Below are 23,400 nucleotides of genomic sequence, written 5' to 3'. Positions count from 1 at the left end.
GGGTTCACACCCCCCTCTGCGAGACGCTCAGCGGCCGCGGGGCGGCCGCCTCACGGAACCGGGCCGTCGCGAAGACTTCGGCGGCCGCGCCCACGGCGAAGTCCACCTGCTCCGCACTGTGGGCGGCGGTGAGGAAGTTGACGTCCCGGCGCAGCAGGACGCCGCGCCGGGCCATGCCGGCGAGGAACGCCTCGGCGGCGCGGGCGTGCCGCGCCGGGTCGTCGGACAGCCGCAGGCAGGGCATCGGGTCGTAGCCGACGGCCACGGGGGCGAGACCGGCGTCGGCCGCGGCCCGGTTGAAGCCCTCCCGCAGACGCCGCCCGAGCCGGGCGATGGACGCGTAGTAGCCGCTGGCCGCGTAGTGCCGCAGGGCGGCCTTCATCACCTCCAGCGAGACGGTCTCCCCGGCGAAGGTGCTGGAGACCCGCAGCCGCTCGAAGCCGGTCATGGTGCGCCGGGGGCCGGCGACCGCGGCCAGCGGCGCGCCCGCCGCGAGTCCCTTGGAGAAGCAGACCAGGTCGGCCTGGACTCCGAGGTACTCGCCGAGGCCCCCGGAGGCGAGCCGGAAGCCGGTGACGACCTCGTCGAGGACGAGCAGCGCGCCGGACCGGTGGCAGGCGTCCCGCAACTCGGTGAGGAACTCCCCGGTCAGACGGCGGTGGTACGGGGTGGACAGGACCACGCACGCCACCCTCTCGCCCGCCGCCCGCAGGTCCGCCAGCAGCCGCTCGTCGTCGGCGGCGGTGTGCAGTTCCGTCCTGCGCGCCAGATGTGCCATGGCCCCGGGCACCCCCGGGCTGGCACCGATCAACTGGTCGTGCCAGCCGTGGTATCCGGCCAGCAGCACCTCGTCCCGTCCGGTCAGCGACCGGGCGAGGCGGATCGCGGCCGCGCACGCCTCGGCACCCGTCTTGAGGAAGCGGACCATGTCCACGCCCGGCACGGACTGCGCGAGGAGTTCGGCGGCTGTCACCTCGGCGGGGGTGGGCAGGGACAGCAGCACTCCGCGGCCGGCCTTCTCCTTGATGGTGTTCGTGACGACCGGGTGGTTGTGCCCGAGGGTCGCGGCTCCCAGGGACGACACGAAGTCGAGGTACGTCCGGCCGTCCACGTCCCTGACGTAAGCACCGCTGCCGCGCTCCAGGTAGACGGGGTAGTGGCCGTCGGCGAAGTTCTCCGGGCGCTTGTGGAAGGTGTGGGTCAGCCCGGGGGTCACCTGTTCGGCACGGCGGCGCAGCCCGGCCGACCGGCGCAGGTCCAGCGGCCCGGGGCGGGTGTCCGGCAGCGAACCGCTGCCGGGGACCGCGCTGAGGTGCTCCGGGGTGAGCGAGCGGTGCTGCCCGTGTCCGGCCAGCCAGGCCCGGCCGATGTCGTGGGCCACCACCGCCCGGGTCCAGTGGACCCGGTGCCGGCCGTAGCCGTCCTCGGCGAGGACCTGCTCGCGGATGCGCTCGTCCACGCAGAGCGCGGGATCGGTGGTGGCCAGGGCCCGTGCCACCAGGGGTCCCCATCGGCCGGTGAGGTGCACATGGGGGCTCAGCGGCATGAAGTGAGCGGCCCAGCTCGACCTCTCCAGGCGGACCAGGGGCACCCGGGTGCCGACGGCCGCGGTCGCCTCGCCGGGCCGGTCGAAGGTGCCGCCGCGGGCGGCGTGCGAGGTGCCGAACGCGATCTCGGTCGACCCCAGAGTGTGCAGGTCCTCGATCAGGGCGTCGAGGTCGAGGGGACCGGTGAACTCCCAGTCGTCCTCCAGGTGGACGCCGACCGGCGAGGTGGCGTGGGCGAGCAGCACCCCGAGCGCGGCGGGCAGGCCGGCCTGGCGGGGGAACTCCTCCAGCACGACGTCGCCGACCCTGGGGTCCACGGCGCGCAGGTCACGCAGGAAGGCGAGGGTCCGGGCCCGCTCCTCCTCCGGCACCGCGTAGGCCGGGTCGACGGTGACGAGGACGCGGAAGGTGCCGCTGAAGGTGACGTGCTCGAAGAAGCTCGTGAAGGTGCGCAGCACGGTGTCGCGCCCCACTGATGTGGTGGTGAGGTCGACCGTCGTCGGCGCGGGGACCGCGGGGACTTCTGCCGGGTTGAGCACACCATCCTCCTTTCGGTACGCGGGATCCGCGCCTAGTAGAAACGGCCCTGTTCGCTGACCAGGTGGTCGCTGCCGGGGGCGGCGCAGTGGACGCACCGCGCGGGCCGGTGCGGCACGATCCGGCCGAAGACCGGAACTCGGCCGGCCGCCGCACACCCGTCGCAGACACCGCGGACCAGTCCGTCACGCTCGACGCTGTGCCGCAGACGCGTGCGGGCGGCGTCGAGTTGGCGCCGGTCGTAGCCACTGAGCTCGGCGCGCACCGTGTCCGCGTCGGGGAACGGCGTCGTCGGCGCGTAGCGCGACGGGGCCCGCCGTCCCACCCGCCAGGTGCCGTCCGGCCACACGCCGTAGGTGAGGGGCGTGCCGGTGCGGACGAGACCGCGCTCGGCCCGGTGCCTGCGGAAGGGCACGTCGCCGGCGACCGTGACCGTCCGGGTGCGCAGGCCGGCCAGGCTCCTCGACCAGGTGTCGAGGCCGGGGGCACCCTGCGGAGCCAGTACACCGACCTGGACCGGTGCCAGGGCCGAGGGAAGTCCGAGTCCGCCCCGGTCGAGGTGGTGCATGCTCACCAGAGCGAGCACCTTCCCGGTGAACCCGATGTCCACCAGGTCGCCGCTGACACCCAGCGCCCTGCGATACGGAGCGGCCATCAGGTAGGCGGTGGCCAGGACCGTGGGCCGGCCGTCGCGCAGGCACGTCACCGTGAGGTGGCACACGTCCCCGTACGAGGACAGAGCGTCGGTGGCGAGGGTCAGCACGGGCAGCCCGAACGCCTCGAAGGTCCGTTCGAGGACCTGCCGGTAGCTCTCCAGCGCCGCGGGGCCCTCCCCCGCCGGTACCAGGTGGTTCAGCTGTACCGCGGGCCATATGTAGCGCTCGCGGAACAACGGGGATCCGGAGCCGCGCAGCTGCCGCAGCAGGCCGCCGGTGGCCACGACGGGGCCCTGGTGCCGGTTCTGCCGCAGCCACTCGACGTTGAGGTGGAGGTTGTCCGCACGCAGTACCCAGTCCGGCTGGGACTCCTCGGGCGCGCGGAGCCGGTAGATGTTGGCGTAGTGGGGGAAGACTCGCTCGTAGGCGTCCCGCCGGTTCAGGAAGGGGTGCTCGGTCCTGGCCACCGGGGCCACCCTGCCGGCCTCTTCGACGAAGGTGTCCACCATCCGCCGGGCCACGCCCAGGCCGCTGCCGCGCCACGGTGTTATGCCGCTGCCGGAGCCGCCACCGGCCACGATGCCCGCGTCGACGAGAGCGCGGTGGTAGAGAATGTCACGCATGCGCCGGTCGGCCCTCCTCGACGGTGATCCGGGCGGCCACCCAGCAGCACGGCCGCCGCCACACCTCGCCGGTCCTGCCCTCGACGCGCTCGGCCACCGCGGACAGGTCCGCCACCAGCGCCCCGGCGAGTTCCTCGGCGCCTTCGTGGTCGGCAGTGAACGCCTGGACGAGCACGAGGCCGTCGCGTTCCCCGTCCTCGTCGAGGTCGCATCCGACCGAGTAGCAGCGGCTGGGCCCGCGCCGCAGCCAACTCGCGGGCAGGATCTGGAAGTCGGTGCCGAAGGAGCGCAAGTACCAGGGCTCGTCCTCAGGTTCGAGCCGGACCGCCCGGCGGTAGCGCAGTCCGCTCGCCGCCGGAACCGCCGGCACCCCCAGGATCTCCTCGATGCCGTGCCGGCGCATGATGCCGGCGACTTCGTGAAGGGCGCTGTCACCGGGACCGCGCGGGGCAGGGCCGCCGCCGGGCAGGTCGTCACAAGGGGCGCGGCCGGCCAGTGCGTCGTCACCGTACGGCGGCATCGAGCACCTCCACGGTTTCGGTGGCCGAGTCGACCCGGGCGCGTACGCCGAGCGGCAGGGTGAGCATCGGGTCGCTGTGGCCGATGTCCATGCCGGCCACGACGGGCACGCCGTACGGTGCGGTCAGGGCGCGCACCGTCCGTCGGAGCGTGGCCTCGAAGCCCTCGGGGCCGCGGAACGACCGGCCGAGCAGCAGGGCCGCCATCGTGTCGAAGACACCCAGCATCCGCAGGTGGGTCAGGGCACGTTCGACGTTGTGGACGTCGGTGGAGGTGGTCTCCAGGACGACGACCGCCCCGGAGAAGTCGGGGAAGTAGGGCGTGCCGGCCAGCAGACCGATGGTCTCCAGGTTTCCGCCGACGAGCGGACCCGTACCCGAGCCGGGGTGCAGCCACCGCCAGCCGTCGGCGGGCAGCGTGTGCCGGGGCCGGTCGTCGGCCTCGTCCCAGTAGAGGAGTTCCTCGGTGCGCTCGTCGGGCGGCGAGAGGCGGCCCAGTGGCTCCGGCCGGGCGACGGCCCGCAGGAAGCCGTCCCGGGTGTAGGGCAGCACCTGCGGGTATTCGGCCAGTTCGGGCAGGAGGGTCGGTCCGTGGAAGGTCACCAGACCGGTTCTGCGCAGCACCGCCAGCAGGACGGTGGTGATGTCGCTGTACCCCGTGATGATCTTGGGGTCGGCCCGCAGCGCGTCGTAGTCGAGGGAGCCGAGCACCGCGTTACTGGTCAGGCCGCCGAGCGATGCCACCACGCACCGGACGCTCGGGTCCCGGAAGAAGCTGTTGAGCTCGGCAGCCCGTTGTTCGGGTGTCGCGTCGTGGGCGCCACGGGCCGCCAGCGGGCCGAGGCGGACCTCGTACCCCAGTGCGCGCAGCGCGGCGACCCCGCGGTCCAGCCGCCGCGGTGTGACCACCGGTGCCGACGGGGTGGCGACAGCGACGACGTCGCCTTCGCGCAGACGCGGTGGCAGGAGTGTCGGGCGCCCGGCGACGGGGAACGGCCCCGTGTCCGGCCTCTGGGGACCGGCCTGAGGGAGAACGTGCATCACTGCCTCCAGACCAACGCCGACGTTCGGTTGCGACGAGCGGGCGCATGCCGTGGCCGGTGGCCCGGCCCGCCGGTGGGTGGCCACCGGTACGTGGTCGGAACCGGCGCTGCCGGGGCCGCCACGGCCTCGCTTCGTGGGAGCAATGGTTGGCGAGGGGCCACCCGATTCCCAGTCCCGATTTCCTGGTACCGGAAGTGCGGGTCACGTGATCGGGCCACTTGGCGGCCGGGGCTTCGCGGCGGAAGCCGTGACGGCATTACGTGACTGGGGGCGCGGCGGACGAGCTGCGACAGTGGGGTGTCACGCCGTCAGGCGTGCCACCGGCCGGCGGCGCAGGATACCGGCGACGGACATGAGAGCGAAGCGGTGACGCACCCGTGGGGAGTCACTGAGGACGCAGACACCCCCGCCGGGCGCCGCGGAGGCGCCCGGCCGCACCCCCCAACCCCCTTTCGACACCTCTCGGAGGAGCTGCGTGACCCCGACCCGACGCCCTTGGGCCGTCTTCGACATCGACGGGGTGGTGGCGGACGTCACTCACCGGGTGGTCCATCTGACCGCCGCACCGCCCGACTGGGAGACGTTCTTCGCCCTGGCGGGCAGCGACACTCCGCTGCCGCAAGGTCTTGCCCTCGTGGAAGAGGTACTGGCCACCCATGAGGTGGCCTGGCTCACCGGACGGCCGGAACGCATCCGCGCGATGACCACCGAGTGGCTCTCCGCCCAGGGCCTGCCCACCGGGCACCTGCACATGCGCCCCGACGGCGACGACCGCCCCGCGAGTGTCCTCAAGTCCGCCTGGCTCGTGGAGCTGGCCCGGATCCGCCCGGTCGCCGTGGTGGTGGAGGACGACGACGCGGTCGTCTCGGCGTTGCTGGCCGCCGACTGGCCCGTACGGCAGGCGGCATGGGCCGCGCCGGCAGCGCCGCTGCACACGGCACAGGAGCGATGGGGCCGCACCTGACGACTCACGCGACCATGTCCCGGGAGGACGCGGTGACCAGGGCCGTGGCGGCGCGCACCGGTCTGCCGGAGTGCCACCTGTATGTGCGGACGACCGCGGCGGCGGTCTTCGCGGCCCAGCAGGCTGGCCTACAGGTTCCTGACGTCGGTCGTCGTCCCGCGGCCGATCGCCTGGATTTCCACGATCACACCTGACGGACGTACCGGGAACCTGGCCCCGCACTCCTTCTTCAGCATCGCCGGCACCGACCCCCCGATCGTCCGGTTCACCTCGACGGGCCGGAAGGACCCGCTGCGCAACGTCGAGGACACGGGGGAGCTGCGCCCGCTCACCAAACTGGGCGGTGACGAGTGGGGCACGCTGGGCGAGGTCCTGCACCTGAACCGCATCCCCTGCGAGGAGCCCGGCACCCCCCACGATCAGCCGTAGCGGGTGGCCTTGCCGGGCGGGCAGCCGAGATTCGCCGGAGGCAATGGCGACAATGGCCCACACCGGCGCGGCGATGGTCAAGAGTGCGTCAGATGGTCTCGGCGGCTGAGCGGGCGGGAGTCGGCCGACGTACTGAAGGGGCAGGTAGACGCGACTTCCGACGAAGGGCACCTCCTTGATTCCGCGACGCATCGGCCTGAGCCTCGCCACCGGGCTCGCCTCCGCTCTCCTGCTGGGGGCGTGCGGCTCCTCGAACGGCACCGGATCCACCGCCGCCGCCCCGGCCGCCCCGGCCCCGTCGGCCACGTCGGCCACGCCCGATCCGGCGACCTCCGCGCCGGCCGCCGGCGGCAGTCCCGCGAGCGGGCAGCCGGCCACGACCTCCGCGGTGGCGGCCAGGACGGCCCAGGGCCTGGGCAGCATCGTCACCGACGACAAGGGGCTGACCCTCTACCGCTTCGACAAGGACCAGCCGAACCCCTCGAAGTGGACCTGCTCGGGCGCGTGCACCAAGACATGGCTGCCCGTGATCGTGCCGGAGTCCGTACAGACCTCAGGGGTGGAGAAGAGCCTCCTCGGCACGGTCCACCGGAACGGCATGACACAGCTCACCCTGGCCGGGTGGCCGCTCTACCGCTACACAGGCGACACGGCGGCCGGACAGACGAACGGCCAGGGGAAGGACGGCGAGTGGTACGCCGTCACTCCCTACGGCCGGAAGTCCGGTGCGACCGGCTGACAGCGCGGGCCACGTGCCCTCCCTCACCTGCCCGAACGAGCCGCGGCGAACGATTTCCAGGACCTGTTCCGCTTGAACGGAATTTCGAAGACCTTGGAAAACAGCCACGCCCCGAGGATCGAACCCGGCAGGCCCACGGTGAGCGTGAACCAGAACGTGGGCAGGCCGGGCGCCACGAAATGCGGGGCGACGCGGCGCATCACGGCAAGGACGATCGGCAGATGGATCAGGTAGAGGCTGTAGGAGAAGCCGCCGAGGCCGTGGACGGGGCGTGCGGTCAGGAGCCGTACCAGGAGGGCGGGTTTTCCGGTGGCGACGGCGGCCAGCAGCATCGTCATGGCGGGCGCGACGGCGAGATCGATCCAGAAGTAGTGGTGCACCGTCCAGACGGACCCCCGGACGGCGCACAGGGCCAGGACCGGCAGGGCGGCCGGCACGGCGAACCAGCCCCAGGGCAGGCGTCGTACCCGGTCCGACGCGGCGACGACTCCCGCGCCCAGCACGCCGGCGGCGAACACCGGGGCGAGATGGGGAGCGAGCCAGTTGTCGCCCTCCACCGGGTTCGCGCCGGCCGCCGTCAGGCCCCAGGCGATCACCGGGAGGGTCACGCACGCGCCCAGCATCACGGCGCCCCAGCGCCGGCGGACGAACAGGAGCAGGGGGAAGAGGAGATAGAGCTCGGCCTCCACGCCGATCGACCAGAACGCGCCGTTCGGCGTCGGGGCGGTGACCACGTCCTGGGCGACCAGGCCGTACACCACGACCGTCGCGCCGGTGGGCGGCCCGAAGTGCGAGGCCGGCACCACGAACCACGAGATCAACAGGCTCATGGCCAGCGCCGCCCAGTACGGGGGAAGGATGCGCCAGGCGCGGCGGCGCAGGAACTCGCCGATGCCGGCCGGCCGCCAGCCGTGCCGGGCCGGGGAGATCGCCAGGGAGAACCCGGACAGCACCAGGAAGAAGACGACGGCCAGGCGCCCGAACATCAGCCCGCCCAGCCAGGGGGGCGCCGAACTGCGGGGATAGCCCGGGAAGGTGTACAACCAGCAGTGGAACAGGACCACGTACAAGGCCGCCAGGCCACGGAGCCCGTCCAGGCCCCGCACCTGCCGACGGCTCCGCGCTCCGTCGGCGTTCCCGGTCCCGGTCCCGCTCTCCGCCTGGCGCACGGGGGCGGCCAGGTCGAGGGCGCTGCCGGCCGGGCGACTCGAATCCACTGAAATCGTTCAACCCTTTCTCCGGGCACCGACCGCCGCGCGTCGTCGATGCCTTAGGACGGCACGGCGCCGCCCACAGCGACAGGTACGTGACCCCCGGCCGGGCCGTTCAACAGGTGAGCCGGTCGCCCCCGCCGAGGTCTCCGGGGGCGTTTGGGCGGCGGCGGGTCCGGCTGCCCACGGGGCGTGGTTTCCTCCCGGGGCGAGGAGACCCTGCCGGAGCCGGCCCCCTTTCCTCCGCCCTGACCCGTCTCGGCGAGCAGGGTGCCTCGCTGTTGATGCTGGCGGCGAAGTCCCGGCACAAGAAGCCGGAGAACGTCCGCCGCTGCTTCAAGCCCTCCCCGGCGGCGATCTCCGCGCTGACCAGCCTGCTCGCCCCCGGCGACGCCCGCCGTCGACCGCCTGTTCCGGCCCCGGCCGGCCGCGCGGGCGGAGGGCGGTCAGCGCGGAATCACCCAGGCCGGCCGCCAGGTCCCGGCGGCGTCCCGGCCGGCCGTCGTGGCGGCGAGGTGGGCGCGGAGGGCGGCCAGTGCCGGGTGGGGGTTGTCGCGGTGCCAGAGGAGCGAGTGCGGGTAGACGGGGGTGGGGTCGATGACCGGGATGCGGCGCAGGCCGTGGCCGGCGGGCCAGACGAGGCGGGTCTGCTCGGTCGTGAAGGTGGCCAGGGCCGGGGTGTCGGCGATGGTGTCGAGGAGCACGTCGGAGCCGAAGTTGGGGCCGGTTGCCTCGATGGTGAGGCCGAACTCGGCGACGAGGGCGTCGTAGTAGGCGGCCCACTCGGTTCCGGGAACGATGCCGGGCATCCAGACCCGGTGCCCGGCGAGCTCGGCGACGGTCACCGACCGGGCGCGGGCCAGCGCGTGGGCGGGACCGGTGAGGAGCTGGTGCGGCTCGTCCAGAACCCGGATGGACTCGATGTCCTCGGGGAGGGGCCGCCCGGGCATGGCGACGGCACGGAAGGAGGCGTCGATCGCCCCGGACCGGATGGCGGCGACGGCCGTCTCGACGTCGAACAGCATCACCACGTCGAGGTCGATCTCGGGGTGCGCGTGATGGAAGCCTCGCATCAGGCCCGAGGGCGCGACGCGCGAGGCGATCACGTCGACGCGCAGCGGACGGCGGCCGGTGCGCACGGAGGCGACCGCGCGCTCTTCGACGCGCAGCAGCTCGCGCGCGTGGGGCAGGAACGCCTGCCCGTCGATGGTCGGCTCGACGCCGCGCGGCATGCGGGTGAACAGCCGCACGCCGAGGTCGCGCTCCAGGGCGGCCATGCGCTTGGAGACGGCCTGCTGGGTGATCGACAGGTCGGCGGCGGCTTTCTGGAACTGGCCCGTCTCCGCGACGGCGACGAAGGTACGTACGGCTTCGAGATCCACGCCGCTCACCTTAGTGAACAACGGATGGTTGTGGATGGCTGGTTGGGCAGTTGTTTGACCTGCTGTTAACCAGCCCGCTTAGCTCTCACAGGGCAACGTCTGTTTGTTCGTGTGGGTCGCCAAGGGGAGTGCGCTGAGCATGGTGGGCAGGAGACGGCTGGGCCGGCAGTTCGGCTGGCTGTGGGCGTCATATGCGGTGAGCGCGTACGGGTCCGGGCTGGGGTTCGGGGCGTTGCCGCTGATCGCCGTGCTCGTGTTGCATGCCGGGCCCGCCGAGGTGTCCGCGCTGTCCGCGGTGGGGCCTGCGGTCGGTGCGCTGATCGCGGTGCCGCTCGCGCCGTGGGTGGAGTTCCGGCGCAAGCGCCCGGTCATGATCATGATGGACCTGGCCCGGTTTGCGGCCATGGCGACGATCCCGGTCGCCTACGCCTTCGGATGGCTCGGTTTCGTCCACCTGCTCGTGGTCTCGGCCGTGGTCGCCGCTGCCAAGATCGCCTTCAACGCGGCCGGCGGCGCCTACCTCAAGGCCCTGGTGCGGCCGGACGACCTTCTCGTCGCCAACGCGCGGTTCGAGTCCACGAACTGGAGCTCCATCGCGGTGGGGCCACCGCTGGGCGGGGCGGCGATCGGCCTGTTCGGGCCGGTCACCACCGTGGTGGCCGACGCGCTCAGCTACCTGCTCTCCGCGTTGGGCATCACCGCGATCCGCGGCCAGGAAGAAGCGCCGCGAGCGACCGGCAAGAGCCCGGTCCGGGCGGGCGCACTGCTCGACGGCTGGCGACACATCATGGGGCACCCCGGTCTGCGGCCGCTCTACCTCAACCAAATGCTCGTCGGCGGTCTGATCATGGCCACCGAGCCGCTGCTGGCCGTGCTCCTGCTCCGCCGGCTCGGGTTCCCACCCTGGCAGTACGCCCTCGCCTTCGCCGCCCCCTGCCTCGGCGGACTCATCGGTTCCCGGCTGGCCCGCCGTGTCGTGGCCCGCTTCGGCCGGCACCGGGTCTTCCGGACCGTCGGCACCCTGCGCGCCATCTGGCTGATCGGCCTGGCCTGCATCCGTCCCGGCGTCGTCGGCCTCGTCACCGTGATGGCCGTCGAGCTGGCGATCATCATCAACATGAGCCTGTACAGCCCGGTGCTCGCCACCTACCGGCTCGAACACACTCCCAAGCATCTCCTCGCCCGCACCCTGTCGGCCTGGTCGATCGGGCAGCAGGCGTCCATCGCCGTCCTCACCGCGCTCGCCGGGCTGCTCGCCGACGTCACCAGCCCACGCACCGCTCTCGCCGTCGCAGGACTGCTCATCCTGACCACCCCGCTCCTGCTTCCCCGGCGGGAGCAGACGTCGCAGCACGAGCCGGAACTGTCCCGCAGCCACTCATGAGACACCGCGACTCAGCGCTGAAGCCCGCAGCCCTCAGCCGGTCCGCCGGTGCGCGTCCGCGTCGGCCAGGCACCCCACCAGCGAGGAGAACACTCGCGTGAGCACTGCCCCCGTACTCGACCCCGCGCACACGGCTCTTCTCGTCATGGACTACCAGCCCGCGATCCTGGCCTTCGTGCCCGAAGGCGAGGCCCGAAACGCCCTGCTCGGTCGCGTGGAAAGCGCCATCGCCGACGTTCGCGCAAACGGCGGCACCACTGCCTACGCACGCGTCGGCTTCACCGAGGCCGACTGGGACGCGGTCCCGGCCGCCAACAGGTCCTTCGCCCCGCTGGCCCGACACCGCGTCATGCACCACGAGGACCCTGCCGCTGCCGTCCACGAGCGCCTGGCTCCCCAGGACGGCGACATCATCGTGCGCAAGATCCGCTACGGCAGCATGTCCACCACCGACCTCGACCAGCGGCTGCGCGAGCGCGGCATCACCTCTCTGGTGGTCTCCGGCATCAGTACCAGCGGAGTCGTCCTGTCCACCGTCATCGACGCGGCCGACCGCGACTACCAGTGAACCGGGTCAGGCCCCCGGGGAGACGCCGCGCGTCTTACGAAGTCGTGACGTGCGGGCGTGGACGCGTGGTGCGGGGGCCGCGCGAGCCTAGCGTGGCCGCATGCGTGTACTGGTCACCGGCGGTGCCGGGTTCATCGGGTCCCATGTCGTCGAGGAGCTGACGGCGCGCGGTCACGAGGCGGTCGTGTTCGACGTCCGCGACGATCCGGGCGCCGACGTGCGCAGCCCGGCGACGGTCGGGCGGGCGCTGGCGGGTGTGGACGCGGTCTGCCACCAGGCCGCGATGGTCGGCCTCGGCGTCGGGTTCGGCGACGCGGCGGAGTACGTCTCGCACAACGACCTCGGTACGGCCGTGCTGCTCTCCGCGATGGCCGAGGCCGGGGTGGGCCGCCTCGTGCTCGCCGGGTCGATGGTCGTGTACGGGGAGGGACGGTACGAGTGCCCGCGCCACGGCGTCGTACGGCCCGGCCCGCGCGCGGTCGCCGATCTGGACGCCGGACGGTTCGAGCCGCACTGCCCGGTGTGCGGTGCCGAGGTGACGCCCGGCCTGGTCGGTGAGGACGCGCCGGCCGATCCGCGCAACGTGTACGCCACGACCAAGCTGGCCCAGGAGCATCTGGCCGCCGCCTGGGCCCGGTCGACGGGCGCCTCGGCGGTGTCGCTGCGCTACCACAACGTGTACGGCCCCCGGATGCCCCGCGACACCCCCTACGCGGGCGTCGCCTCCTTCTTCCGTTCCGCGCTCGCCCGGGGCGAGGCGCCCCGGGTGTACGAGGACGGGCGGCAGCGCCGGGACTTCGTGCACGTCCGGGACGTGGCCGCCGCGAACGCGGTGGCGCTGGAGGCGGAGCCGGCCCCGGGTGTGCTGACGGCGTACAACACCGGAAGCGGCGAGCCGCACACCGTGGGCGAGATGGCCCGCGCGCTGGCCGCGGCGTACGGCGGGCCGGACCCGGTGGTCACCGGGGAGTACCGGCTGGGCGACGTACGGCACATCACGGCCGACTCCTCGCGGCTGCGGGCCGAACTGGGCTGGAAGCCGGAGGTCGGGTTCGCGGACGGCATGGCGGAGTTCGCGCGGGCCGGGATGCGGGGCGCGTAGGGCCGGTCGCGAAAGTGGCGCCGTCGCCCGGAGGGCGGCCGCGCGGCGTCCGGTGCGTGCTCTGGGGGTCCCCCGGCCGAAGGCTGGGGGAGTGCCGCCCGGAAGCCCTCGTACCGGGCGTACTCGGGCTTTCGGGCGGTGCGGCGGGAGGGCGCGCCGGACGCCGCGCGGCAGACGGCACTTTCGCGACAGGCCCCATGCCCCGGACGGACCGGTGGTGCTGCCCGCGATCAGGAAGCGGCGGCGGGCAGCACCACCTCGAAGCGGCAGCCACCGGGAATGTTGCGCACGGTGGCCCGGCCCTGATGGGCCTCGACGATCCCGCGCACGATGGCGAGGCCGAGACCGGCCCCGGCCGGCGGGGTACGGGCGTGGCTGCCGCGCCAGCCGGTGTCGAAGACGCGGGGCAGGTCCTCGTCGGGGATGCCGCCGCAGCCGTCCGTGACGGACAGGACGACGGCGCCCTCGGGCGACCGCTCGGCGGCGACCGCGACCGTGCCGTCGGGGGGCGTCCGGCGGATGGCGTTCACCAGCAGGTTGCCCAGCACCCGGCTCATCTCCTTGCCGTCCACCTCGACCGGCACCGGCTCCACCCGGTCGCCGACCAGCCGTACGCCGTGCTCGCGGGCCAGCGGGTCGGCGCCCGCGAGGGCGTCGCCGACGAGGTCGTACAGGGACATCCGGCTCGGGCTCAGCGCGAGCGCGCCGGCGTGGATGCGGGAGAGTTCGAAGAGGTCGCCGACCATGTCGTTGAGGCGCTCGACCTCGGTGCGGATCTGCTTGTGATAGCGGTCGGGGTCGGTGGCGACGCCGTCCTCCAGGGCCTCCGACATGGCGCGCAGACCGGCCAGCGGGGTGCGCAGGTCGTGCGAGATCCAGGCGACGAGTTCGCGGCGCGAGGTCTCCAACGCGCGTTCCCGCTCGCGGGACTCGGCGAGTTTCGCGCTGGTCGCCGCCAGCTCGCGGCTCACCTCCTCCAGTTCGGCGGTGGCCGGCACCAGGGGCACCGCGAAGTCGCCGTCCTCACCGAACGAGCGTGCCGCGAGGGCGAGTTCACGACTGCGGGCGACGACCCAGCGGCCCAGTAGCAGCGCCGTCGCGAGGGACACCACGGCGGCCATCGCGACGACCGTCGTCACCACCGACAGGTCGTGCGAGGACAGGAACATCGCCCAGGCGACGGCCAGGGTGCCGGCGAGCATGGCGACCACGCCGACGGTGGCGACCACGGCGAGGGACGCGGTCAGCGAGCGACGGCGCAGCAGGCGCAGCGCGGCCGCGCCGAGCAGCCCCGTTCCGGCGGCGCCGGCGAAGGCGTACAGGGCGATGAGGAAGGTGTCGCGCATGTCAGGCCGCCCCTTCCGATCCGCCCGGTCCGGCCGGTCCGGCCGGTCCGCCCTGGAGGCCCTGGAGGCCCTGGGCGCCCTGGGCATTCGGCTCGAATCGGTAGCCGACGCCCCACACCGTCTGGATCAGCCGTGGCCGGGCCGGATCGTCCTCGACCTTGGCGCGCAGCCGGCGGACATGGACCGTGACGGTGGACAGGTCACCGAAGTCCCAGCCCCACACCGCGCGCATCAGGTCCTCCCTGCTGAACGCCCGGCCGGGGTTCCGCAGGAAGAAGGCGAGGAGGTCGAACTCGCGCAGGGTGAGGGCGAGTTCGGTGCCGCCCTTGGTGGCGCGGCGGGCGCCGGGGTCGAAGGTGAGGCCGGCGCACGAGAAGGACCGGTCGGCGGGGGCGGGGCGGCTGCGGCGCAGCACCGACTCCACCCGCAGGACCAGTTCCCGGGGGCTGAAGGGCTTGGTGACGTAGTCGTCGGCGCCGACCTCCAGGCCGAGGATGCGGTCGTCCTCGTCGCCGCGTGCGGTGAGCATGATGACCGGGACGGTGGCGTGGCCGCGCAGCCGCCGGCAGACCTCCAGGCCGTCCATGCCCGGCAGCATCAGGTCGAGCACGACCAGGTCCGGCCAGTGGGCGGCGGCGCGGGTCAGGGCGGTGGGGCCGTCGTCGGCGTGATCGACCAGATACCCGGCGCGCTCCAGGTATCCGGCGACGATCTCGGCGACGGTCGGGTCGTCGTCCACGACCAGGACCCGGGCGGCACCGGCGGTGGCCTGGGCCTCGGTGAACTCGTACGGCTGCTGCATGCCTCCAGCCTCGCACCGGGCCGTCGCGGGTGTCGCGGCCGAGGGCGGGCCCGGTGGGCGACGTTCGCGTTTCGTAAGGAACCGGGGAGCTGGGCGCCGGGGCTCCGACGTCCGCGTTTCGTAAGCAGTCGGGGCCCGTTATGTCCGGTTCGCGTTCGTAGGGTGAGAGCCGTGACCACCTCACCTTCTTCTCCTTGCCCGGTGCCGGACGTGGATGTCGTCCTGCCGTGTCTGAACGAGGCGGAGGCCCTGCCCTGGGTGCTCGCCCGGATCCCGGCGGGCTGGCGGGCCCTCGTGGTGGACAACGGCTCCACCGACGGCTCGGCCGGCATCGCCCGGGCGCACGGTGCGACCGTCGTCCACGAGGCGCGGCGCGGTTTCGGCGCGGCGTGCCACGCGGGGCTGGCCGCGGCGACCGCCGGCATCGTCTGCTTCTGCGACTGCGACGCCTCGCTGGATCCGGGGCTCCTCGTGCCGTTCGTGCGCGAAGTCCTGGACGGCGAGGCGGACTTGGTGCTCGGCCGGCGGCGTCCGCAGGGGCGGGGCGCGTGGCCCGCGCATGCCCGCGCGGGGAATCTGGCACTGGCGCGGATACTGCGGCGCCGCACGGGGCTGCGCCTGCACGACCTCGGTCCGCTGCGCGCGGCCCGCCGCGAGGCGCTGCTCGGGCTGGACCTCGACGACCGGCGGAGCGGCTATCCGCTCCAGATGGTGGTGCGGGCGGCGGACGCGGGGTGGCGGATCGCCGAGCACGATGTGGCGTACCTGCCGCGCGCGGGTTCCTCGAAGGTGACGGGCACGTGGCTCGGCACGTGGCAGGCGGTGCGGGACATGAGCCGGGTGCTGCACGAGGCGCCTCGGGCGCGGGCCGGTGGGGGCTGATCGCGCCCACGCGGCGGCAGCCGCACATCGATACAGCCCCGCGCCCCTGAGGGGGCGCGCTGCACAGCCGTGTCCTGCACAGCTGCGGGCAGTCGTGCCTCCCCCAGTGCCTTAAGGGCCTGGGAGGTGCCCCCAGGGCGGCACGGGTGGGCGCAGCGGCACCCGGCCGGCGCCGGGAAGCGTCCCCACCCCCGGCCACCCACCCACCCGCACCGTCCAAGGGACCCCCATGACCACCCTCCTCGTCATCGCCAAAGAACCCCGCCCCGGCAAGGTCAAGACCCGGCTCACCCCGCCCTTCTCCCCCGGGCAGGCCGCCGCCCTCGCCGAGGCCGCCCTCGCCGACACCCTGGACGCGGTGGCCGCGACCCCCGCCGACCGCCGGGTCCTGGCCCTCGACGGAGACCCCGGCCCCTGGCTGCCGCCCGGCTTCGACGTCGTGCCGCAGTGCGCCGGCGGGCTGGACGAACGGCTCGCCGACGCCTTCGCCCACTGCTCCGGCCCCGCCCTGCTCATCGGCATGGACACCCCCCAGGTCACCCCGGCCCTTCTCACCGTGGACTTCGCGGAGTGCGACGCGTACTTCGGTCCCGCCGAGGACGGCGGGTTCTGGGCGCTGGGGCTGGCCGACCCGGACCCGGCGCTGCTGCGCGGGGTGCCGATGTCCGCGCCGGAGACCGGCGCCGTCCAGCGGCAGCGCCTGAGCGACGCCGGGCTGCGCGTGTGCGACCTGCCCCGGCTGCGGGACGTGGACACCGCGGCCGACGCGGCCGCGGTCGCCGCCCTCGCCCCGCACGGCCGGTTCGCCGCCCTGCTGGCCCGGTGCGCGGCGCACAGCGGAACGGGCCGCCGATGACCACCTCGCCGGCCGTCCCCTGGACCGGCGCCGACCCCTACGCCGCCGCGCTGCGCGCCGGGCGCGGCCCGCTGTTCCTGCGCCGCGCCGACGGCTGGCTGCTGCCGCTGGACGTCGAACGCTGGTGCGCGCGGGCCGACCCGGTCGACCGGGCGGTCCTGGACCGCTGCGCGGGCGCGGTCCTGGACGTCGGCTGCGGCCCCGGCCGGCTGGTCGTCGAACTCGCCGGCCGGGGCCGTACCGTCCTCGGCATCGACGTCAGCTCGGCCGCCGTCGACCACACGGTGCGGCTCGGCGGCCAGGCCCTGTGCCGCTCCGTCTTCGATCCGCTGCCCGGCGAGGGCCGCTGGGGCACCGTCCTGCTCATGGACGGCAACGTCGGCATCGGCGGCGACCCGCACGCCCTGCTGGACCGGGTGGCCCGGCTCCTCGCCCCCGGTGGGCTGCTGATCGCCGAGACGGCCGAGGCGGACGTGGACGAACGCGCCCGCGTCCACCTCACCGACGCCCGGAAGGCCGTCGGCGTCCCATTCCTCTGGGCGCGGCTCGGCACCCCGGCCCTGCTGCGCTACGCGCGGGGCTGGGAGGTGGAGGCTCGGTGGGTGGCCGGCGGGCGCCGCTTCGTGGCCCTGCGCACCCGGCATGCCAGCAGCAGGGCCGAGCCGCCGAAGAGCACGGCGGTGATCAGCAGCCAGCGGGCCGGGAAGCCGTTCGCGGACAGGCCGGTGGCCGACCGGTAGCGGCCGGCCACCGTCCCGCTGATCAGCGGGAACCACACGAGGAGGAGCAGCGCGGAGAGCGCGGCCGGGACCCGCACGTACATCGCCCAGGACCGGCGCCCGGCGGTGCCCAGCCCTCGCAGCACCGCCCGGTCGGCCAGCGCGTACAGCGGCAGCAGCACGAGGTCGTGCAGCAGGGCCGCCCCCACCACCCACAGCGCCACGCCGAGCCAGTCGCCGGACAGCAGCCGTACGCCGGCATAAGCGGCGAGCGCGAACGAGCAGGCCAGGAGGAGGATCTGGAAGGGGCTGCCGAGGGCGGGGCGCGGGCGCATCACAGGTCTCCGAAGGTCATCCGGGCCACCCACTTGGTGTTGAGGACACCGGGTGCGGCGGACACGATCACGCGCGCCGGGTAGCCGTGGTCGGGGGACAGGTCCTCGCCGTTCACCTGGAGGGCGAGCAGGGATCGCGGGTCGGCGACCTGGTTGGCGCGCAGCGCCCCGCGGCGGAAGGCGCCGTGCCGCTGAAGGGACTCGACGAGCACGTCCGGCGGGTCGCCGTCGTAGCCGACCAGCGCGGCGAGGTCGCGCAGCCGCACCCCGCGCCACCACTGGTCGGCGGTCGACCAGCCCTCCACGCAGGCGATCGGCAACGCGGCGCTGTGCTGCGGCAGTCGGAGGAGTTCGGGGCGGCTGAGGCGGACCGTCCGGCCGTCGCGTCCGGTGACGACGAGCCGCCAGGCCTCCTCCCCGGTCTCCTTCGGGTCGACACCGGCGTACGCGGCCGTCTTGTTGATCTGGAAGCCGTTCGGCCCGCTGCCCGGGTCGGCGCCGCCGTGCGGTGCGAGCAGGGCGGTGCGCCGCAGCGCGCCCCCGATGCTCTGCCCGGCCGTCGTGGCGAGCAGCAGCAGGGACGCGCCGGACACGAACCACAGCGCCCCGCGCCGGGAGACGGTGGGCGCGTCCGGCCGGGGTGACTCCAGCTCCGCTTCGTCCCGACGCCGTTCGCGAACGGCCCGCAGCGCGGCCGGTGTCTTCAGCGCCGCGTGCGCCAGGAACGCGGCGAAGAACACCCAGGCGCCGTAGAAGTGCAAGGGGTAGAAGGAGCCGGGGAAGACGTAGTCGAGCTGGACGTTGAGGACGCCGGTGGTGAACTCGAAGAGGCCGCCGCCGACCAGGAGCAGCAGGGAGATCCGCTCCAGGGCGTGGGCGAGCGAACGGGCCGGGGGCAGTGTGAACAGCTTGGGCACCACCGACCAGAGCTTGGCGAGCAGCACCGGGATCAGGGCGATGCCGAGGGTGACGTGCAGGCCCTGGGTGGCCCGGTAGAGCCAGGACGGGTTCGTCGGCCAGGCGAAGAGGTAGAAGCCGAGGATGCCCTTGTCCGGGGTCTGGTCGTTCACCGCGGCCAAGTCCGGGTTGTACGCGGCGTACGACAGCAGTCCGGTCACGAACAGCACGGTGATGCCGGCGAGCAGCACCAGGCCGAGCACCGAGGTGAACCAGGTGCCGCGCAGCGGGCTGCGCCAGAAGCCGGGTGAGGTGGGAAGCCGTGGGTCGTCGTGTCGCATGGTCCGACCGTAGGCCGGGGAAACCCCCGGAAAGGGGACGCGACCCATGACGAAAGTCTGACGTCAGCCGCCTGATCCACACTCCGGCGCGGTCGCCGACCTAGCGTTCCGGTGTGACCCGCCCCCCGCTCCGTGACCGGTACGCCGATCCGTCCGCCGATCTGATCGCCGTCCTCGCCGCCGCCCTGTTCGTGCTCGTCGCCGTACTGGCCGGCCGGCACCTCCAGGACACCTACCGCGTCCTGTTCGTGCACTGGCCGCCGCTGTTCGCCGACTGGGACCCGCACGTGGGCCCGGGCACCCCGGCCGCCGTGCTGGTCGCGGCCGCCGTGGCGGCGTACGGGCCGGGCCTCGCCGTCCGGCTGCCCTGGCGCGGGCTGCTGGGCGCGGCCTGGGGTGCCTGTCTGGCCTGGACGTGGTCGCTGGCGCTGGTCGACGGCTGGCAGCGGGGCGTGGCGGGCCGGCTCACCAGCCCCAACGAGTACCTCACGGTCATCGGCCGCTTCCACGACATCCCGGCGGCCCTGCGCGACTTCACCCACCACATCGTCAGCGGCACCCCGGCCCCCTGGCCCGCCCACATCGCCGGGCATCCGCCGGCGGCCACGCTCACCTTCGTCCTCCTGGACCGGATCGGGCTGCGCGGCGGCGGCTGGGCGGGCGCCTGGTGCATCACCGTCGGATCCACGGCCTGTGCCGCCGTGCTGGTCGCGGTGCGGGCGCTCGCCGACGAGCGGCTCGCCCGGCGGGCCGCGCCCTTCCTGGTCCTGGCCCCGGCCGCGGTGTGGGTGGGCGCCTCGGCCGACGGGTACTTCGCGGCGGTCGCCGCCTGGGCGGTGGCCCTGCTGGCGCTCGCGGTGACCGGCCGGTCCGTGGCGTGGGCCGCGGGTGCCGGACTGCTGTACGGGCTGACCTGCTATCTGTCGTACGGCCTGACGCTCTTCGCGCTGATCGGGGCGGCCGTGCTGGTGCTCGGCCGGCGCCGGGTGCGCGGCGCCCGCCCTGCCGTCCTCGCCCTGCTGGTGGCCGGGGCGGCGGTCGTGCCGCTCGTGTTCACCCTCGCGGGGTTCGACTGGTGGCAGGGGTACCGGCTGCTGGTCACCCGCTACTACCAGGGCGTCGGCGGGACCCGGCCGTACGGCTACTGGGTGTGGGCCAACCTTGCCTGCACGGTGGTCATCACGGGTCTGGCCACGGTGGCCGGGCTGCGCAGGGCGGGTGCCGTACTGGTCCACCGCCGTACCGCGCCCGCCGGGCAGACCCGTCTCGCCTTCCTCGCGGGCGCCGCCCTCCTCGCCCTGCTGATCGCCGACCTGTCCGGGATGAGCAAGGCGGAGACGGAGCGCATCTGGCTGCCGTTCGCGATGTGGCTGCTGCCGGCCTGCGCGTTCCTGCCCCGGCCGCGCGCCTGGCTCACGGCCCAGGCACTGCTGGCGCTGCTGCTGAACCACCTGCTGTTCACGGGCTGGTGATCCCGCCGGTCCGCGCGCATCGCGTGCGGCGCGCCGCACCGAGGTGATCGCGGACACCCTCCGCGCCCTGGCCCGGCCGAAGTGCGGGGCGCCGGCGCGGCCGGCGCCGGCCTGGGTGCACAACCGGGGTGCCCGCCTCGGGGTGCCCGTGGTGCCGGTCCCGGGTCGAAGCGCGTGAAGTGGCTGGACCAGTGCCCGTCACCCTCGCCACGCACGCCACGGGGCGGCCGAGGCCGACCCATGTCCGGACCGTCCAGCCCGGGAAGCCGGCGGTCAGCGGCCGCTCCCGCCGTCCCGCGCACGACGTGGGAGGACCGGCTCTTCCAGTGCCGGGGCGACACCGTCCGTCCCCTCGGCGCACGGTCCTTTCGCCTGGGCGCACTGCGCGGCGAGGAGCGGCATGGAGAGGTGGGCCATGTCGCCGGGCGGGGGCGACGTCAACGACCACAGGGGCGGGGGTGTTCCGTCGGCGACCGCGGCCGGGGCGTCGGTCAGGTTCATGCGCTCGCGCAGGCGGCCGTAGAAGTCCATCGGCGAGAGCCGGACCACCCGCAGCCGGGCGGGGGCGGCGTACACGCCGATCCAGTCCCCCGGTTCCAGGACGCCGCGCACCTGACCGTCGACGCTGACCGCGGCCTGCCCGGACCGTTCCAGGACGCGCAGGCCGACGGGTTCGTTCGGGGCCGTGACGACCGAGCGGTTGAACGTCATGTGCGGGGCGACCGGTGTGAAGACGAGCGCGTCCGCGCAGGGCGAGACGACGGGTCCGCCGGCGGCGAAGCTGTAGGCGGTCGAACCGGTCGGCGTCGCCACCAGCAGCGCGTCGGCGGAGTAGGAGGCCAGCAGCCGGCCGGAGACGTACACGCCGACGGACACCTGGCGGTCCCGGGACAGCTTCTCCAGGACGACGTCGTTGACCGCGGTGACGTGCAGCGGGACGCCCCAGTCGGTGTCCTGCTCGCAGTCCGCGCGCACCTGGGGCGGCGGCAGCAGCGGCCCGCGGCCGTACCGCATCAGCCGCTCCATGTCGGCCGGCATCTCCAGGCGCCGGGAGGCGCGCATGGTCAGCAGCAGCCTGCTGTCGACGGTGTAGCGGTCCTCACGGATCGCGTCCAGCGCCTCCCGGACCGAGCAGACCGGCACCTCGGTCAGGAAGCCGACCCGGCCCAGGTCGACACCGAGGACCAGCGCGTCGTTGCGGGCGGCGAGCCGGGCGCCGCGCAGGAAGGTGCCGTCCCCGCCGAGGGTGACGATCAGGTCGGGATCGCCCGCGGCGGCGACCTCCTCCCCGGAGTGGTGCCGTCCGCCGTCGTGCCACACGTCGATGTCGGTGCACCGCACGTCGTGCTCCGCCGCCCACGCCCGTACGGCACAGGCCGCTTCCACCGCCTCCGCGCGCCCGCCGTGCACCACCAGTCCGAGCCCGTTCACCGTCATCTCCGCCTCCAGGACACCACCGTGCTCAGCCGTTGCTCCCACGCTGCCACGGCGGAGCGGATCTGTCGGGCGGAGCGGGATCACAGGCCGCGGGAGACGGCCGGCCGGGTGGGCTCGGCGGTGGTGCTGATGTCCGGCTCGGCCCGGACAGCGTTCCGGTACGGGCGCGGGTGCGGCTACCGGCGGAACACCGGGCGGGCCCAGGCCGGCGGCTGCGGGCCGCGGGCGGTGTCCCGGTCGACGGTCGGGGCGCCGTCGGCGGGCCGGTGCGCGGTCGGCTCCTCCGCCGAAACGGCGCCGTAGGCGCCGTACGCGGCGCGCCGCAGCGCGTCCACGAACTCCAGGCAGGAGCCGTACCGGTCCTCGGGGACCTTGGCCAGTGCCCTGGCGAACACGTCGTCGAACGCCGCAGGCAGCCCCGCCCGGACCTCGCTGAGCGCGGGCGGCCGGTCGTACTGGTGCGCCCACAGCAGCGCCATGTCCTCGTCCCGGACGAACGGCGGACCGCCGGCGAGCATCTCGAAGACCACGCAGGCGAGGCTGTAGAGGTCGCAACGGCCGTCGACCGGGCGCCCCGAGATCTGCTCCGGCGCCACGTAGTCCAGCGTGCCGACGAACGAGCCGACCGTCGTGAACCCCGTCAGCGACAGCGACTTCTTGGTGAGTCCGAAGTCCGTGAGGTAGACGTGCTCCGGGTGCTCGCTGTCGGTGCCCCGCGCGACCAGGATGTTTCCGGGCTTGACGTCCCGGTGCACCAGGTCGTGCTCGTGAGCCGCGTCGAGCGCGGAGGCCACCTGAGCCGCGATCCGCAGCGTCGTGTCCACCGGCAGCACGCCCTCCTTGTCCAGCAGCGCGCGCAGATCCGGCCCCGGCACGTAGCGCATCGCGATGTACAGCACGCCGTCCGTCTCGCCGGCCTCGAAGATCGGCACGATGTGGGGGTGGTCGAGAGCGGCGGCGACCCGTGACTCGTAGGCGAAGCGGCGGCGGAAGGTGTCGTTGCGGGCCATCTCGGGGGCCAGCAGCTTCAGAGCGACGGTCCGGTCCAGACGCAGGTCCGTGGCCCGGTACACGACGGCCATGCCGCCGCGCCCGATCTCACCCTGGACCTCGTAGCCCGCGATGCGCGTCGCCATCACCGACATCGTATCCAGCGGGCCCGCGGCCCGCGAGAAGGCCGCTTTCCGGCAGATCAGAGCGAGAACAGCAGATCACAGCAGATCACAGCAGATCACAGCAGATATGAGCATAACAGAGCAGCCGGGTGCGGATGGGTGGGAGCAGATCACAACGGTGCCTCCTGCCAGCCGGTCCAGCGCGTCACGGTCACGAAGGACGGGCCGCCGGGTTCCGTTCCGCCCGTCTTCGCCTCCCGGCGCTCACCGCCACGGCCGTCTCGCCGACCCTGACCCTGGCGGGCTGCGCGCAGATCGCCACGGCCTCACCCGCCGCCGTACGCGCTGCCCCGGCTGCTCGCCTCCGGCAGGCCCGAAGCGGAGGAAGGTGCGCCGGCCCTAGGTGTACTGACCCGTGAGGTTGGGGACGCGGCTGGCGGGTGGTTGGCCTTTCAGCGCGGTGTGTCCGCGGTGGTGGTTGTAGGTGTGCAGCC

Annotated in this window: 21 protein-coding genes; 10 read left to right on the top strand and 11 right to left on the bottom strand. The window is 73.9% G+C overall.

The features are described from left to right. Window positions 1-4 precede the first annotated feature (4 nt). The 4 genes from AB0P24_RS39620 to AB0P24_RS39605 are packed head-to-tail and all read right to left on the bottom strand — an operon-like array spanning window position 5 to window position 4,922. Window positions 5-2,086: an aminotransferase class III-fold pyridoxal phosphate-dependent enzyme gene (locus AB0P24_RS39620; protein WP_365802807.1), complete on the bottom strand. Its 2,082-nt coding sequence runs from the start codon at window positions 2,084-2,086 to the stop codon at window positions 5-7. A 32-nt stretch (window positions 2,087-2,118) separates the two neighbouring features. Next, window positions 2,119-3,363 carry a hypothetical protein gene (locus AB0P24_RS39615; protein ID WP_365802805.1) on the bottom strand — a complete coding sequence of 415 codons (1,245 nt, stop codon included), beginning with the start codon at window positions 3,361-3,363 and terminating at the stop codon, window positions 2,119-2,121. Next, entirely contained in the window at window positions 3,356-3,883 is a 528-nt protein-coding gene (locus AB0P24_RS39610; protein ID WP_365802803.1) for a hypothetical protein, read from the bottom strand. Before AB0P24_RS39610 ends, AB0P24_RS39615 begins: the two co-directional genes overlap by 8 nt. After that, a complete protein-coding gene (locus AB0P24_RS39605) occupies window positions 3,867-4,922 on the bottom strand; it encodes a S66 peptidase family protein (protein WP_365802801.1) in 1,056 nt (351 codons plus the stop codon). Before AB0P24_RS39605 ends, AB0P24_RS39610 begins: the two co-directional genes overlap by 17 nt. A 478-nt stretch (window positions 4,923-5,400) precedes the next feature. Between AB0P24_RS39605 and AB0P24_RS39600 the strand changes: the two genes are divergently transcribed. From AB0P24_RS39600 to AB0P24_RS39590, 3 genes are all read left to right on the top strand, one after another. Next, window positions 5,401-5,889: a hypothetical protein gene (locus AB0P24_RS39600; RefSeq protein ID WP_365802799.1), complete on the top strand. Its 489-nt coding sequence runs from the start codon at window positions 5,401-5,403 to the stop codon at window positions 5,887-5,889. 81 nt (window positions 5,890-5,970) lie between these two features. After that, a complete protein-coding gene (locus AB0P24_RS39595; RefSeq protein WP_365802797.1) occupies window positions 5,971-6,318 on the top strand; it encodes a hypothetical protein in 348 nt (115 codons plus the stop codon). 175 nt (window positions 6,319-6,493) lie between these two features. Continuing rightward, the gene (locus tag AB0P24_RS39590) at window positions 6,494-7,057 is read left to right on the top strand and encodes a hypothetical protein (protein WP_365802795.1); all 564 of its coding nucleotides are present in this window, start codon (window positions 6,494-6,496) and stop codon (window positions 7,055-7,057) included. A 23-nt stretch (window positions 7,058-7,080) separates the two neighbouring features. On the opposite strand, the gene AB0P24_RS39585 is transcribed toward AB0P24_RS39590, so the two are convergent. Both AB0P24_RS39585 and AB0P24_RS39580 read right to left on the bottom strand, forming a co-directional pair. After that, window positions 7,081-8,274, bottom strand: coding sequence for an acyltransferase (locus AB0P24_RS39585; protein ID WP_365802793.1), 1,194 nt, complete (start codon window positions 8,272-8,274; stop codon window positions 7,081-7,083). A gap of 440 nt (window positions 8,275-8,714) precedes the next feature. Then, window positions 8,715-9,650, bottom strand: a complete 936-nt coding sequence (locus AB0P24_RS39580) for a LysR family transcriptional regulator (protein ID WP_365802791.1) — start codon at window positions 9,648-9,650, stop codon at window positions 8,715-8,717. Window positions 9,651-9,789: 139 nt separating this feature from the next. On the opposite strand from AB0P24_RS39580, the gene AB0P24_RS39575 reads away from it, so the two are divergent. The 3 genes from AB0P24_RS39575 to AB0P24_RS39565 all read left to right on the top strand — a co-directional run bounded on the left by AB0P24_RS39575 (window position 9,790) and on the right by AB0P24_RS39565 (window position 12,704). After that, complete coding sequence (locus AB0P24_RS39575; RefSeq protein ID WP_365802789.1) at window positions 9,790-11,034, top strand: MFS transporter; 1,245 nt, start codon at window positions 9,790-9,792, stop codon at window positions 11,032-11,034. Window positions 11,035-11,131: 97 nt separating this feature from the next. Further along, window positions 11,132-11,602 (top strand): cysteine hydrolase, encoded by a 471-nt coding sequence (locus tag AB0P24_RS39570; protein ID WP_365802787.1) that lies wholly within the window; start codon window positions 11,132-11,134, stop codon window positions 11,600-11,602. Window positions 11,603-11,702: 100 nt separating this feature from the next. Then, entirely contained in the window at window positions 11,703-12,704 is a 1,002-nt protein-coding gene (locus AB0P24_RS39565) for an NAD-dependent epimerase/dehydratase family protein (RefSeq protein WP_365802785.1), read from the top strand. A 230-nt stretch (window positions 12,705-12,934) separates the two neighbouring features. Here AB0P24_RS39565 and AB0P24_RS39560 read toward each other — a convergent pair whose 3' ends face one another. Further along, window positions 12,935-14,050, bottom strand: a complete 1,116-nt coding sequence (locus tag AB0P24_RS39560) for a HAMP domain-containing sensor histidine kinase (RefSeq protein ID WP_365802783.1) — start codon at window positions 14,048-14,050, stop codon at window positions 12,935-12,937. A 1-nt stretch (window position 14,051) separates the two neighbouring features. Next, the gene (locus AB0P24_RS39555) at window positions 14,052-14,852 is read right to left on the bottom strand and encodes a response regulator transcription factor (RefSeq protein ID WP_365802781.1); all 801 of its coding nucleotides are present in this window, start codon (window positions 14,850-14,852) and stop codon (window positions 14,052-14,054) included. Window positions 14,853-15,014: 162 nt separating this feature from the next. Here AB0P24_RS39555 and AB0P24_RS39550 point away from each other — a divergent pair, with 162 nt between their 5' ends. The 3 genes from AB0P24_RS39550 to AB0P24_RS39540 all read left to right on the top strand — a co-directional run bounded on the left by AB0P24_RS39550 (window position 15,015) and on the right by AB0P24_RS39540 (window position 17,330). Further along, window positions 15,015-15,734, top strand: coding sequence for a glycosyltransferase family 2 protein (locus tag AB0P24_RS39550; protein WP_365802779.1), 720 nt, complete (start codon window positions 15,015-15,017; stop codon window positions 15,732-15,734). 229 nt (window positions 15,735-15,963) lie between these two features. Next, window positions 15,964-16,590, top strand: a complete 627-nt coding sequence (locus AB0P24_RS39545) for a DUF2064 domain-containing protein (protein WP_365802777.1) — start codon at window positions 15,964-15,966, stop codon at window positions 16,588-16,590. Further along, window positions 16,587-17,330 (top strand): methyltransferase domain-containing protein, encoded by a 744-nt coding sequence (locus AB0P24_RS39540; RefSeq protein ID WP_365802775.1) that lies wholly within the window; start codon window positions 16,587-16,589, stop codon window positions 17,328-17,330. Before AB0P24_RS39545 ends, AB0P24_RS39540 begins: the two co-directional genes overlap by 4 nt. 313 nt (window positions 17,331-17,643) lie before the next feature. Here the strand turns inward: AB0P24_RS39540 and AB0P24_RS39535 are convergent, their stop codons facing one another. Continuing rightward, the gene (locus AB0P24_RS39535) at window positions 17,644-18,882 is read right to left on the bottom strand and encodes a molybdopterin-dependent oxidoreductase (protein ID WP_365802773.1); all 1,239 of its coding nucleotides are present in this window, start codon (window positions 18,880-18,882) and stop codon (window positions 17,644-17,646) included. A gap of 113 nt (window positions 18,883-18,995) precedes the next feature. On the opposite strand from AB0P24_RS39535, the gene AB0P24_RS39530 reads away from it, so the two are divergent. Continuing rightward, window positions 18,996-20,354: a hypothetical protein gene (locus AB0P24_RS39530; protein WP_365802771.1), complete on the top strand. Its 1,359-nt coding sequence runs from the start codon at window positions 18,996-18,998 to the stop codon at window positions 20,352-20,354. Between the two features lie 273 nt (window positions 20,355-20,627). Here the strand turns inward: AB0P24_RS39530 and AB0P24_RS39525 are convergent, their stop codons facing one another. Both AB0P24_RS39525 and AB0P24_RS39520 read right to left on the bottom strand, forming a co-directional pair. Then, entirely contained in the window at window positions 20,628-21,791 is a 1,164-nt protein-coding gene (locus AB0P24_RS39525; RefSeq protein ID WP_365802855.1) for an NAD(+)/NADH kinase, read from the bottom strand. A gap of 176 nt (window positions 21,792-21,967) precedes the next feature. Beyond that, entirely contained in the window at window positions 21,968-22,927 is a 960-nt protein-coding gene (locus AB0P24_RS39520) for a serine/threonine-protein kinase (RefSeq protein ID WP_365802769.1), read from the bottom strand. Between the last annotated feature and the right edge of the window lie 473 nt (window positions 22,928-23,400).

This window comes from Streptomyces sp. NPDC086519, assembly GCF_040686075.1.
GTDB lineage: Bacteria > Actinomycetota > Actinomycetes > Streptomycetales > Streptomycetaceae > Streptomyces > Streptomyces shenzhenensis.
This window is presented reverse-complemented; position numbering and strand designations above follow the sequence as displayed.